Genomic DNA, 12,970 nt, shown 5'->3' with positions numbered 1-12,970 from the left:
CGGCTAGAAAGGATGGCAACGATAGTCAGCCAGGGGTCGGTCGGGATGAGAACGCACGCACGCGCAGTCGTCGTCGGAGGGGGGGCGGTCGGCGCCTCCATCGCCTATCACATGGCAAAGGCAGGCTGGACCGACACCCTGTTGCTGGAACGCGATGAGCTGACCGCCGGGTCCACCTGGCACGCGGCTGGCCTGCTGCCCTATTTCAACATGAGCTACGCGACGACGTGGATCCACGACTATTCCATCAAGTTCTACAAGACGTTGGAGGAAGAGACCGGCCTGAACGCAGGATTTTCCGTCGTCGGCAACCTGCGCATGGCCCAGTCGACGGCGCGGATGGACGAATACATGACCTACGCCACCACGGCGGAATCGGTCGGTGTGCCGTTTGAATGGCTGACCCCCGCCCAGATGAAGGACCGCTGGCCCCTGTTGCGCACAGAGGATTTGGAGGGCGCGATCTATCACCCCACCGATGGCTACATCAATCCCGCCGACGTGACGCAGGCCATGGCCAAGGGTGCGCGCCAGCGCGGCGTTGAAATAATGCGCCGCGTGCAGGTCGATGGCTTCACCCGGCGCGGCGACGAATGGATCGTGCATTGCCGCCGGATGCTCGACCGGGGCGGCAACCTGATCGGGGGGGGGGAAACCTTCGACATCACTTGCGAGCATGTCATAACCGCCACCGGCAACCACGCGCAGCGCACCGCCGCGATGATCGGGGCCTACATTCCCGCGATACCCGTCGAGCATCAGTTCATCGTGACCGAAAAGGACCCCGCCCTGGTCGATTATCGCCGGACGCATGGCGAGCATCCCGTGCTGCGCGATGCCGATGCCAAGTGGTACGTGCGTGAGGAGCGCGGTGGCTGGATCCTCGGCCCGTATGAGCGTAATGCGCCCGCCTGTTTCAAGTTCGGGGTTCCCGACAGCTTCCGCGCCGATCTGTTCCCCCTGGATCTGGGGCGGATCGAGCAGGAATACATGTCGATGATCCACCGGATCCCCTCGACGGAAAATTGCGGGCTGAAGGACGATTTCAACGGCCCGATCTGCTACACCCCCGACGGTAATCCACTGATCGGACCCGCGCCGGGGGTGGAGAATTTTTGGTTCGCCGAAGGGTTCTCTTTCGGGATCACGGCGGCGGGCGGGGCGGGGCACTACCTCAGCCAACTCATCACCGAGGGGGAGGCCGAGATTGACATGTGGTCGCTCGACCCGCGCCGGTTCGGCGGCTGGGTCAACCGTGAATACGCGGCGAAGAAGAACGAGGAAGCCTACGAACACGTCTATATCCTGCACCACCCGGATGAGGAACGCCCCGCGGCGCGCGGCTTGCGCACCGCTCCGTGCCATGACCGCATGGCCGCCGCCGGGGCGCAGTTCGGGCAGGTGAACGGGTGGGAGCGGCCGAATTACTTCGCGCCCGCCGGGTTCGACGATCACGCCGCGCGGTCCTTTCGTCGGGGGGGCTGGTGGCAATATGTCGAGGCCGAGGCGAAGGCCGTGCGCGAAACCGCCGGCCTGTTCGACGCCACCGCCTTTGCCAAGCACCGGATCACAGGACCGGGGGCGACGCGGTTTCTGGACTGGCTGACCTGCAACAAGCTGCCCCGGATCGGCCGGATCAACCTGACCTACGGCCTGACGGACAAGGGCACCATCCGCACCGAATTCACCATCGTGCGTGAGGGCGAGGACCAATATTACCTCGTCACCGCCGGGGCGGCGCAGGCCTATGATCACGATTATCTGGTCAAGGAGGCCGCGAGGAAGCGCGACGAATTCGGCTGGATCGAGGTGCAGGATGTGACCACTCAATGGGGAGTCTTTGCCCTCGCAGGGCCGGCCAGCCGCGATATTCTCAAGGAAATCATCTCGGACGCGACCCCCGAAAATGCGTTGACGAACAAGGCGTTTCCGTGGCTGTCGGCGAAAAATATCGATCTGGGCATGTGCCCGGTCAAGGCGATCCGTGTGGCCTATACCGGAGAGCTGGGCTGGGAATTGCATCACCCGATCGAGATGCAGAACTATCTGTACGACCTGCTGATGCAGGCGGGCGAAAAACATGGGCTGAAGCTGTGCGGTGCACGGGCGCAAAACTGGCTGCGGCAGGAAAAAAGCTACCGCGCTTTCGGCTCCGACCTAGGCCGCGACGCCACCCCGCTGGAGGCCGGGCTGGACCGTTTCGTCGATATGGACAAGGACTTTCGGGGTAAGCAGGCCATGCTCGACACCGGCATCCGCTCGAAATGCATCACGGTGCTGATCGACGGGCCAGACGACGCGGACCCGTGGGGGCGTGAGGCGCTGCTGCATGACGGGGCGGTGATCGGGCGTCTGACCTCGGGCGGCTATTCCGTGGCCTTCGGCAAGTCCATCGGCATCGGCTATGTCGATCCCGCACTGGCTGCGGTCGGGACCAGGCTGAAGGCGCGGATGTTCAACAAGACTTGGGACGCGGAAGTCGTCGAGGATTCACCCTACGATCCCGGCAATGCCGCCATTCGGATGAACGGCTAGACCCCGCAGACCTTGCATGCCGGGTCGCGGGCAATCGTGATCCGGCGGCTGTCCGCATAGAGCGCATCGTAAAGCAGCAGCGATCCGGCCAGGGTTTGCCCCGCGCCCGTGATGTGCTTGATCGCCTCCATCGCCATCATGGAGCCGATGATACCGCCAAGCGCCCCGACGATCCCGGCCTCCGCGCAGCTGGGGGCGAGGCCATCCGCAGGCGCTTGTGGAAAGACGCAGGCATAGCACGGGGTTCCCGCAGCGGGATGATACAGGCTGACCTGCCCCTCCCACTGCGTCATCGCGGCGGAAATCAGTGGCTTGCCCGCCGCGACGCACAGGGCGTTGACCAGATAGCGCGTTTGATAACTGTCGGAGCCGTCCAGGATCAGGTCATAGCCGTCGATAAGGTCGGGTCCATCGATCATGTCGGGGCTGGCCTGCTGTGTCAGGCGTTGGGCGTGCCCCTCCACCGCGACGTGGGGATTGATGCGATTGAGCGTTCGGGCCGCGCTTTCGACCTTGGGCGTGTCGATGCTGGTGGTGTCATGCACGATCTGGCGTTGCAGGTTCGACAGCGACACCGTGTCATCATCGACGATCCCTATGGTGCCAACACCGGCGGCGGCCAGATACATGGAGGCTGGCGCGCCCAAGCCGCCCGCCCCGACGATCAGAGCCCGCGCGGCGCGCAGCTTCATCTGGCCGGGGCCGCCGACCTCTCGCAGGACGATGTGGCGGGCATAGCGGGTCAACTCTTCCGGTGTCAGGGTCATAATTGCTTCTCGAACTGGATGCGGCGGGGGCCGGCGGGATAGGAGACCTCGCCCGTTCGGGTCCAGCCTAGATGGCGATAGAAGTCAGGCACCTGCCAGTCGAAAGTATGCAGCATGGCACGTGCCGCGCCACGGGATTTCGCCTCATCCAGTGCGGCTTGCAACACCTGGCGGCCCAGCCCTTTGTCGCGCATCTCGGGTTGCACATACAGCGCCCGCATCTCGGCCAGTCCCATCAAGATCTCACACCTGACGCTGGCCAGAACGGCGCCACGCGCATCCCGCCACGCGATGGAGAATGTTTGCCGCGAATAGTCCGGTTGCCGTGCATTTTCATCCCGCAAGTGTTCCAGTGTCTCACGAAACAGGGCGTCATCCTGTTCGATCAGGCGCAGACCGGCGGGCAGTGGGTTCAGTGCAGGGGCGTTGCGCCGCCTGATCTGGCGCAGGACGAATGCGTAGAACATGACCGGTAGCGCGAGCAGGCCGAGAACGAACAGCACCGTGATCGCCCCCGTCATGTTCGCGCGAAAGACCGGGCTGGCGGACAGGATCGCGGCCAGCAGCACCGCGCACAGCCCGCCGATCATGGCGGAGCGTTTGCGCCCCTGCCCAGCCACCAGCGCGAAACCGAACCCGAACCCCGCCGCCACCAGCAGAATCAGAAATCCACCGCTGGCCAGCGTGCCGAAAAGGCCGCTCATGCCTTGTCGTTGCGCCCGGTGGAACCGAAACCGCCAGCGCCGCGCTCCGTCTTTTCCAACTCGGACGTAACGATCCAGTTTACATGCGTCACGGGGCCCAGAACAATCTGCGCGATCCGGTCGCCGTGGCTGATATCGAAGACCTCATGCCCCAGATTGATGAGGATGACCGCAACCTCGCCGCGATAGTCGCTGTCCACGGTGCCGGGCGCGTTCGCAACCGTGACCCCATGGCGCAGCGCCAGGCCGGAGCGGGGGCGCACCTGAATTTCGTAGCCGCGCGGGATCTCCATCATCAGACCGGTGGGGATCAGTGCGCGTCCATTGGGCATCAGGGTGACACCGCGCCCGCGTTTGTTGGTGCCAAAATTGGCATAGACATCCATACCCGCCGCACCCTTGGTCGCGTAGCGGGGCAGGGGGATATCCGGGTCACTTTCCGCCGTGCGTGAAACCCGGACATCTAGACCGGGAACCGCAAGTTTCAGGCCGCTCATGTCAGTGCCTCCGCCATACGCGCGGCAAGGGTCGCGGCCGTTTCGGCCTTGCTCATGCGGAGCCAAGGATCTGCGCCCTCGGCCGTGATCAGGATCGCTGCGTTCTGCGTGCCGCCCATGATGCCTGTGGCGGGGCTGACGTCATTGGCGACGATCCAGTCGCAGCCCTTGCGTTTCCTCTTGGCAGTGGCATGAGCGATGACATCATCGGTTTCCGCCGCGAAGCCGACCACCAGTCGGGGCCGTTTGTCGCCGCGCGACACGGTTGCCAGAATGTCGGGATTTTCGGCAAGCTCGAATCCGGGGGGCGCGCCGGTGCCGTCCTTCTTGATCTTGGACGATCCCGCGCCGACCACATGCCAGTCCGCGACTGCTGCGCAGAAAACGGCGGCGTCGCAGGGCAGGGCGGCATCCACCGCCGCGGCCATCTGGCGGGCGGTCTCTACCTCCACCACTTCGGCGGATATGGGGCGGGGGGTGTCGGCGGGTCCGGTGACGAAGACGACCTCGGCCCCCAATGCGGACAGGGCCTCGGCTATGGCCGTGCCCTGCGCGCCGGATGACCTGTTGGCGATATAGCGCACGGGGTCGATCGGCTCATGCGTGGGGCCGGAGGTGACGAGGATACGCTTTCCCCGCAACGGCCCGTCGCGCAGCATCGCCTTGGCTGCGGCCAGGATCGCAGGCGGTTCGGCCATGCGACCGGGGCCGTATTCACCGCAGGCCATATCGCCCTCATCCGGGCCGGCAAAGCGGATGCCATCATCGCGCAGCGTTGCCAGGTTGCGCTGTGTCGCCGCATGGGTCCACATCCGCACATTCATCGCCGGGGCGACCAGAACGGGCGTGTCCGTCGCAAGCAACAGAGTGGTCGCCATATCCGTGGCGGCACCGTGGGCCATGTTCGCCATCAGGTTCGCGGTGGCGGGCGCCACGACGATCAGATCGGCGGAGCGGGACAGCTGGATATGGCCCATCTCGGCCTCCGCCGTCAGGTCCCACAGATCACGGTGCACGTCGGATCCGGCCAGCGCCGCAACGCTGAGCGGGGTGACGAACTGTTCCGCCGCCCGCGTCATCACCGGCGTCACGCCAATGCCTTCAGCGCGGAACAGACGGATCAGTTCGAGGCTTTTATACGCCGCGATCCCGCCCGAGATGATGAGAAGTATGCGTTTCACGCTCATATGCCGACCCCCGTCCTGATGTCAGAGCTATCCGCACGCGCGACCTGCATCAAGAGGGCGCGACAAACCCGTCGCAAAGATCGGCATCCTGCGCGATCAAGCCGATCCGCACGTCGTTGAAGGGCGTCGTGTCCCCCGGCGCGACCTGACCGATGCTGAAAACGCTCAGCGACGGGTCCGCCGCCGCCAGAAGGGCGGGCACCCCGTAATCGACGCGGGCATGAGCATTGCCGGTAATCAGCAGGACCTTTCCACCGTTCACACGCTCACGTGCCAGCAGGACGGTTTGGGCGAGGACGGCATCGCGAAACCTCTGCGCCTCGACGAAACCAGCGGCGACGTTGGGCGGGATGGCGCCACAATGTGCGTCGGTCTGCGCCAGTGCGCGGGCGGCGCGTTGCGACGGCGGCAGGGGCTGGTCGATGCCGAAACGGGCTGACAGCGCGCCGAATGCCGTCGCAGCGCCCTGTTGTCTGGCCAGCCGCACATCGCTGCGGGCCGCGCCGCCACCGACAATCTGGGCGTCTGGGGCCGCCCGCATGATGTCGTAGTAGAACCCGAAACCGGGCCAGCCGCTGTTTTCCCAATCCAGGGCCCGGGCAATCACGACCGGATCGGTCTGCGTGCGCATCAGGCCATTCAGGCGGGCGGTCTGCGACCCGGAAATCTGCTCGAAGACGATGGCGGCCGGTTGCATCTGCTGTGCCACCTGCGCCTGATAGGCGTGATGGGCGGCGGTGCCATGCACCTCACCCACGATCACCACGTCAGCCTCGGCGCGAAAGTCGCGGGGCGGTTCCGTGCAGGCGGCCAGCACCCAGATCAGGACGAGGGCGAGAGCGCGAAAGACGTGGGGCATGGAATGGATATCTCTCATAACAGACAAGGCGCCCGGGCCTGTCGGACCGAGCGCCTTATCATCGCGTCAATATGGGGTATCAGGCAAGGGCAAGCATCTCGACCGAGGCGCCGTTGTTCGCCTCAAGCCGCTTGCGCAGTTTCTTGAGGGCCTGCGCCTCCAACTGCCTGATGCGTTCCTTTGACAGACCCAGCTCATTGCCGAGGCTTTCCAGAGTACGCGGATCGTCGCGCATCTTGCGCTCGATCACGATCATCCGCTCACGCGTGGTCAGGGCGTCCATTGCATCGGCGATCCAGCCGCGAACGCGGATCAGATCCACATCGGCGCTGACTGTTTCCTCGGCGCGGGGGCCGTCATCCTCCAGCGCTTCGACCCATTCGCGGCCTTCGTCACCGGCCTGCTGAGCGTTGAGCGAGAAGTCGGAGCCGCTCAAGCGGGCCTCCATCATCTCCACATCGCGCAGGGGAACGCCGACCTCGATTGCGATCATCTCGCGCATTTGCTGACCGGATACGGGGTCCAGACCCTGGCCCTCACGCTCCAGCTTCGCCTTGACGCGGCGCAGGTTGAAGAACAGCGCCTTCTGGCTGGAGGTGGAGCCGGTGCGCACCATCGACCAGTTGCGCATGACGTAGTCCTGAATGGACGCCTTGATCCACCAGACCGCATAGGTCGAGAAGCGCACGCCCCGCTCGGGATCGAATTTCTCCGCCGCCTTCATAAGGCCGACGCCTGCCTCCTGAATGAGGTCGGGCATCGAGGCCCCGTAGCGACGATATTTGGAGGCCATGGACACCGCGAGGCGCATATAGGCGTTGACCAGCCGGTGCAGCGACCGCTCACACCCGTCATCGCGCCAGGCACGCGCCAGGGCAAGCTCGGTTTCGGCATCCAGCATCTCAGCGCTCATTGCGTGGCGCGTTACCGAACGTGCGATGGAATCGTCCATAGCCATATCATTCTCCAGCTGTTGCGATTGCAGGTTTGGTCCTGCACTGTTTAAGGGTGATACGTCCCGGTTGGCGGGTCGGATCAGCAGGGGATGCACGCCATGTCTGGCGCGGAAATATTAACAAATCTGCAGTTCGTCCTGGGCGGGGCGCGGTCGGGAAAGTCCCGTCTGGCCGAAGGGCTGGCGCGCAATGCTGCGCGAACCGGCGGCGCGTTGACATATGTCGCCACCGCTCAAGCATACGATACAGAGATGGAGGAAAGGATCGCACAGCACGTGGTGGACAGGGGGCCGGACTGGAATACCATCGAGGCGCCGTTGGACCTGAAGCAGGTCGTCTTGTCCCGAAAGGATGGCGAAGTGGTGCTCATTGACTGTCTGACCCTCTGGCTGTCCAACATTCTGCTGGCGAACCGTGACGTAGAGGCGACATGCAGCGATCTTGTCGAGGCCTTGTCCGCCTGTCGCGCACATGTCGTCTGTGTTTCCAACGACGTGGGAATGGGATTGGTTCCAGATAATTCTCTGGGTCGCAGATTTCGCGACGCACAGGGGCGATTGAACCAGATGGTGGCGGCGCGTGCGGGCCTTGCTGTATTGGTCGTTGCGGGCTTGCCGTTGGTTCTGAAGGGTAATTTGCCGCTTAATGTCGGATGATGAAAAGGCAAGCGCGCGACCGGTCGAGTGGTGGTGGATCCGGCACGGCCCGACCCATGCCGCGCGCATGGTCGGGCATACGGACAGGCCCGCCGATCTGTCGGATCATGCGGCACTGGCGCGGTTGCGCGCGGTGCTACCAACGGGGGCGGCTGTCCTGTCCTCGGACCTGAGCCGCGCGCGATCGACCGCGCGTGCGCTGGGCCTGACGCCCGTGACCGATCCGCGGCTGCGTGAACTGCATTACGGCGCGTGGGAGGATCTGGCCTTCGACGATCCGGCCGTCGATCCGGCGCTGGCGCGGGCATTCTGGGACACACCCGGCGAAACACGCCCGCCCCACGGCGAAAGCTGGAATGAGCTTTGCGACCGCGTGGCCGCCGTGATGCGAGAGCATACGGCAGGACCGGTGATTGCGGTCGCGCATATGGGCGTCATCCTCGCCGCGTTGAGCATCGCCACCCGGATGCCCGCGAAATCGGCCCTGTCCTTTCGCATCGAACCGCTGTCGTTGAGCCGGATGACCTGGTTCGGCGGTGCGGACTGGTCGGTCGATAGGGTCAATCACCGTCCGTGAACAGTCCGCTGCCAAAACCTGATTGGACGCCCCGGACACCGCACGGCACAGTCTTCCTCTGACCCGGCAGCGGAGGATTTGACATGACGTGGACCCTTATCATCGGCGACAGGACCTATTCCAGCTGGTCGCTGCGCGGCTGGCTGTTGTTCGAGGCTTTCGACTTTCCGGTGAAGGTCAGACAATACCCGATGTATTCCGACGCGCTGGCAGCCGCCCTGCGTGCGGTTCCCAGCGGCAGCAATCTGGTGCCGCAGATGGTCGCGGAAGACGGGCGCGCGGTCTGGGATACGCTGGCCATGGCCGAAACGCTGGCCGAGGATCATCCGCAGATGTGGCCTGCCGATGCGGGGCAGCGGGCACGGGCACGCTCGATGGTGGCGGAGGTGCATTCCGGCTTCACCGCGCTGCGCGGCGCATGCGGCATGAATCTGCGCCACGTCTATGACGGGTTCGCGCCGAGCGACGCGGTGCGCCGCGATCTGGCAAGGGTCGAGAGCCTGTGGGCAGGCGCGGATGGCTGGCTGTTCGACGCGTATTCCATCGCGGACGTTTTCTTCGCCCCGATTGCCACCCGTATTGTCACATATGGCCTGCCCGTGTCGCAAAGGGCGCGGGATTATGTGCAGCGGCATCTCGATCACGGGCCGTTGCGGCGTTGGCGGGCGATGGGACTGGCGGAGAATTTCGTGCAGCCCGGCTATGACCTCGACCTGTCGCGCGGTCCCTGGCCGGGTGAGCGTATCCCGGCGGAGGCGGTGGCGTCCGGGACCCCGGTCAATCAGACGTGCCCCTATTCCGGTGCACCAGTCCGCCCCGACGCATTGGCGCGGATCGACGGGCGGATCATCGGATTCTGCAATCCGTTCTGCCGTGACAAATCCGTGGCCGATCCGGGCGCTTGGCCGGGGCTTCAGCCCCTCTTGCGATAGGTGGGGGTGGGGCCGGGCGTCAGGGTGGCGAACGGATCCTCGGGGTAGCCGACATGCATCAGGTACAGCCCGCAGGCGGGCGCGACCGTGCCGCAGGCCGTGCGGTCGCGTGCTTCTAGGGCGGTCGTCACATCCTCAGGCTGCCACGCGCCCGCGCCGACCCGCTCCAGCGTTCCGGCGAAGCTGCGGACCTGATTGTGCAGGAATGACCGCGCCTTGACATGCAGGTGCACCTCATCGCCCACACGGCGCACATCCAGACGGTCCAGCGTCTTGACCGGGCTGGCGGCCTGACAGGCGGTGGAGCGGAAGGTGGTGAAATCGTGCTGCCCCAGCAGGCGGTCGGCCCCGGCCTGCATCGCGGCCTCATCCATGCGCTGGCGCACCTGCCAGACCAGCCCGTCATCAATCGCGGCGGGTGAGCGGCGCGACAGAATACGGTAGAGATACGTCCGGTCGAGCGCCGAAAACCGCGCGTGCCAGTCATCCGCGACCCGTGCGGCGGCGGTAATGGCGACGGGCTTGGGGCGCAGATGCTGATTGATCGCCTGGCTCAACCGATATGTATCCCACTCCCGATCCAGATCGACATGGGCGACCTGCGCGCGGGCATGCACGCCTGAATCCGTGCGCCCCGCGCCCGTGACCAGGGGGGCCTCTCGCAGGAATTTCGCCAGCGCAGCCTCGATCGCGGCCTGAACCGAGGGCGCGTTGTCCTGACGTTGCCAGCCGGAAAACGGCAGGCCGTGATATTCGATGCGAAGCGCGTATCTGGGCATCCGCTGGCCCTACCTCGTGCGTCCGCTTTTGCCAAGACCCTCGCAACCGCGCCGTATCCGCTCCATATACCACACGAACGTTTGCGGAGGGATCCCTTGAGACTGACCGATATCACCGGAGGAATGCTGCGCAGCGTCGAGGAGGCGCAGAGCTCCACCCGCGAGGCCCTGTTCGACCCGGTGATCCGGCTGGGCGTCACGGGGTTGAGCAAGGCAGGCAAGACCGTGTTCATCACCTCGCTGGTCGCGAACCTGCTGAACCGGGGACGGATGCCGCAATTGCAGGCCGCTGCCGATGGGCGGATCGAGGTGGCCTTCCTGCAACCGCAACCTGACGACACCATACCCAGATTCGATTTCGAGCGGCATCTGGCGGCGCTGAGCGGTCCCGACCCGCACTGGCCCGACAGCACCCGCGCGATCAGCCAGCTTCGCCTGTCGCTGAAGGTGCGGCGCGGCAGTTGGATCAGCGGGTTGAGCGGCCCGCGCACCGTGCATCTGGACATCGTGGACTATCCTGGCGAATGGCTGCTGGACCTGCCGCTGATGGGGATGAGCTATGCTGACTGGTCGCAAGGCGTGCTGGACGGTGCCCGGCAGCCCGCCCGCGCAACTCTTGCCGCGCCGTGGTTGAGCGTGCTGACCGATGCCGCACCGGATGCCCCGTTGGATGAGGGGGAGGCGCAGGCACAGGCGCGGGCCTTTACCGGCTATCTGGCGGCTGTGCGCGGGGCAGGCCTGTCCGGCTTCGCCCCCGGTCGGTTCCTGATGCCCGGTGATCTGGAAGGCTCCCCCGCGCTGACCTTCGCGCCGCTGCCGGCGGGCAAGTATCGCTCCGGCACATTGGGGCGGGAATTCGAGCGGCGGTTCGAGGCGTACAAGCGTCTGGTGGTCAAACCGTTCTTTCGCGATCATTTCTCACGTATCGACCGGCAGGTGGTGCTGGTGGATGCGCTGGGCGCGATCCATGCCGGTCCGCAAGCGGTGGAGGATCTGCGTCAATCCATGGCCGATATTCTGCAAGCGTTCCGGCCCGGACCCAACACCTGGCTCAGCTCCATCCTGGGGCGCAGGGTCGAAAGGGTTCTGTTCGCGGCGACCAAGGCGGACCACCTGCACCACAGCCAGCACGACCGTCTGGCCGCCATCATGTCCGCCCTCGTGGCGGATGCCCGGACCCGTGCCGATTTTCGCGGCGCCCGGACGGAGGCTCTGGCAATCGCCGCGTTGCGTGCGACTGTCGAGCAGCGGGTGCAGCATCAGGGCGAAGCCCTTGATCTGGTGCGCGGGCGCCTGCTGGACACGGGCAAGGAGGCGGCCCTGCACGCGGGCGATCTGCCGCGCGATCCGGGGCAACTGCTGGCCCCCGCGCGCAAGGGGGCGGAGAAGTGGCTGGATGATAGCTATTCGGTGATGCAGTTCGCGCCGCCGCGCCTCGACCTGTCGCCCGGGGATGGCCCGCCGCATATCCGGCTGGACCGCGCCGCGGAATTCCTGATCGGAGATCGGCTGAGATGAGCGATATGCCAGACCCGCCCCGCCGGGGCCCCGTCTTTATCGAGGATTTGCCCGAGCATGACGTAACGCCCTCCACCGCGCCGCCCGTGCCCGATGCCAGCGGCGTGGCGATGGTCCGCGCGACAAAGGTTGCCGCACGGCGCAGGTCGTGGTTCTCCCGCATTTTCTGGGCGGCGTTGACATCGCTGGTCCTGATCATGATCGGGGACGCGGCGTGGTCCTTCGCGATGGACCTGATCGCGCGCAACGTCATTCTGGGACGCATCGTTATCGGCCTGATCGCGGTTGTGGCCCTGGGCATGGTTCTGGCCGTGGCGCGCGAACTGATCGGTCTGGTCCGGTTGGGCCGCGTCGATGCCCTGCGGACGCAGGCGGAGCGGGCGAAGCTGTCCGCCGACCGGGCCGAGGCGCTGAAGGTCACGGCAAGCCTGTCCAGCCTGTATGCCGGACGTGCCGAACTGGCCCAGGCACAGGCAAACATGAAACGGGGCGCGGAGGAGGTGCTGGACGCCGACGCCCTGTTGAGCATGGCGGAGCGGGCCTATCTGACCTCACTCGACGCCGCCGCGCGGGTGGAGATCGAGGTGGCGGCCCGTACCGTGGCGGGGGTTACGGCGCTGCTGCCGCTGGCGCTGGCAGACGTGGCCACGGCGCTGACGGCGAATTTGCGGATGATCCGGCGCATTGCGGAGATCTATGGCGGCAGGGCCGGTTTGCTGGGGTCGTGGCGTTTGTTCAAGACGGTGGCCGCGCATCTGATCGCCACCGGAGCTGTGGCCGTGGGCGACGATATGATCGGCGCGGTCGCGGGCGGCGGTCTGCTGTCGAAATTGTCGCGCCGCTTCGGAGAGGGCGTGGTCAACGGTGCCCTGACCGCACGGGTCGGGGTCGCGGCGATGGATGTCTGCCGTCCGCTTCCCTTCGAAGCCTTGCGCAAACCGTCGGTCACGAACATCCTGCAACGCGCGATGACGGGGATGATTCCGTCCCGCAAGGAGTGAGC

Annotated in this window: 13 protein-coding genes; 6 read left to right on the top strand and 7 right to left on the bottom strand. The window is 65.5% G+C overall.

Going from position 1 to position 12,970, the window contains the following annotated elements; translation table 11 throughout:
• Positions 1 to 45: 45 nt before the first annotated feature.
• Positions 46 to 2,535, top strand: a complete 2,490-nt coding sequence (locus tag G8E03_RS14330) for a GcvT family protein (RefSeq protein ID WP_166193371.1) — start codon at positions 46 to 48, stop codon at positions 2,533 to 2,535.
• Here G8E03_RS14330 and G8E03_RS14325 read toward each other — a convergent pair.
• From G8E03_RS14325 to G8E03_RS14300, 6 genes are all read right to left on the bottom strand, one after another.
• Positions 2,532 to 3,302 (bottom strand): HesA/MoeB/ThiF family protein, encoded by a 771-nt coding sequence (locus G8E03_RS14325; RefSeq protein ID WP_166193368.1) that lies wholly within the window; start codon positions 3,300 to 3,302, stop codon positions 2,532 to 2,534. The two genes, G8E03_RS14330 and G8E03_RS14325, sit on opposite strands and share 4 nt — an antisense overlap.
• Positions 3,299 to 4,006, bottom strand: a complete 708-nt coding sequence (locus G8E03_RS14320; protein WP_166193365.1) for a GNAT family N-acetyltransferase — start codon at positions 4,004 to 4,006, stop codon at positions 3,299 to 3,301. The genes G8E03_RS14325 and G8E03_RS14320 overlap by 4 nt, the downstream gene beginning before the upstream one ends.
• On the bottom strand, positions 4,003 to 4,503 hold the full coding sequence (gene dut, locus G8E03_RS14315) for a dUTP diphosphatase (protein ID WP_166193362.1): 501 nt from the start codon (positions 4,501 to 4,503) through the stop codon (positions 4,003 to 4,005). Before dut ends, G8E03_RS14320 begins: the two co-directional genes overlap by 4 nt.
• The gene (gene coaBC, locus G8E03_RS14310) at positions 4,500 to 5,690 is read right to left on the bottom strand and encodes a bifunctional phosphopantothenoylcysteine decarboxylase/phosphopantothenate--cysteine ligase CoaBC (RefSeq protein WP_166193359.1); all 1,191 of its coding nucleotides are present in this window, start codon (positions 5,688 to 5,690) and stop codon (positions 4,500 to 4,502) included. The genes dut and coaBC overlap by 4 nt, the downstream gene beginning before the upstream one ends.
• A 49-nt stretch (positions 5,691 to 5,739) precedes the next feature.
• The gene (locus tag G8E03_RS14305; protein WP_205793146.1) at positions 5,740 to 6,567 is read right to left on the bottom strand and encodes a ChaN family lipoprotein; all 828 of its coding nucleotides are present in this window, start codon (positions 6,565 to 6,567) and stop codon (positions 5,740 to 5,742) included.
• Positions 6,568 to 6,628: 61 nt separating this feature from the next.
• Positions 6,629 to 7,507, bottom strand: a complete 879-nt coding sequence (locus tag G8E03_RS14300) for an RNA polymerase factor sigma-32 (protein WP_166193353.1) — start codon at positions 7,505 to 7,507, stop codon at positions 6,629 to 6,631.
• A gap of 96 nt (positions 7,508 to 7,603) precedes the next feature.
• Between G8E03_RS14300 and cobU the strand changes: the two genes are divergently transcribed.
• The 3 genes from cobU (at position 7,604) to G8E03_RS14285 (ending at position 9,670) form a co-directional block, all read left to right on the top strand.
• Complete coding sequence (gene cobU, locus G8E03_RS14295; protein WP_166193350.1) at positions 7,604 to 8,161, top strand: bifunctional adenosylcobinamide kinase/adenosylcobinamide-phosphate guanylyltransferase; 558 nt, start codon at positions 7,604 to 7,606, stop codon at positions 8,159 to 8,161.
• Positions 8,151 to 8,738, top strand: coding sequence for a histidine phosphatase family protein (locus G8E03_RS14290; RefSeq protein ID WP_166193347.1), 588 nt, complete (start codon positions 8,151 to 8,153; stop codon positions 8,736 to 8,738). Before cobU ends, G8E03_RS14290 begins: the two co-directional genes overlap by 11 nt.
• An 83-nt stretch (positions 8,739 to 8,821) precedes the next feature.
• Complete coding sequence (locus tag G8E03_RS14285; RefSeq protein WP_166193344.1) at positions 8,822 to 9,670, top strand: glutathione S-transferase; 849 nt, start codon at positions 8,822 to 8,824, stop codon at positions 9,668 to 9,670.
• On the opposite strand, the gene truA is transcribed toward G8E03_RS14285, so the two are convergent.
• Positions 9,652 to 10,449 carry a tRNA pseudouridine(38-40) synthase TruA gene (truA, locus tag G8E03_RS14280; RefSeq protein WP_166193341.1) on the bottom strand — a complete coding sequence of 266 codons (798 nt, stop codon included), beginning with the start codon at positions 10,447 to 10,449 and terminating at the stop codon, positions 9,652 to 9,654. The two genes, G8E03_RS14285 and truA, sit on opposite strands and share 19 nt — an antisense overlap.
• A 96-nt stretch (positions 10,450 to 10,545) precedes the next feature.
• On the opposite strand from truA, the gene G8E03_RS14275 reads away from it, so the two are divergent.
• Positions 10,546 to 11,967, top strand: coding sequence for a YcjX family GTP-binding protein (locus G8E03_RS14275; RefSeq protein ID WP_430693189.1), 1,422 nt, complete (start codon positions 10,546 to 10,548; stop codon positions 11,965 to 11,967).
• Entirely contained in the window at positions 11,964 to 12,968 is a 1,005-nt protein-coding gene (locus G8E03_RS14270) for a YcjF family protein (RefSeq protein ID WP_166193338.1), read from the top strand. The genes G8E03_RS14275 and G8E03_RS14270 overlap by 4 nt, the downstream gene beginning before the upstream one ends.
• Positions 12,969 to 12,970 lie beyond the last annotated feature (2 nt).

Origin of the sequence: Pontivivens nitratireducens, from assembly GCF_011290545.1 — a bacterium.
In the GTDB taxonomy this organism is placed as follows: domain Bacteria; phylum Pseudomonadota; class Alphaproteobacteria; order Rhodobacterales; family Rhodobacteraceae; genus Pontivivens; species Pontivivens nitratireducens.
This window is presented reverse-complemented; position numbering and strand designations above follow the sequence as displayed.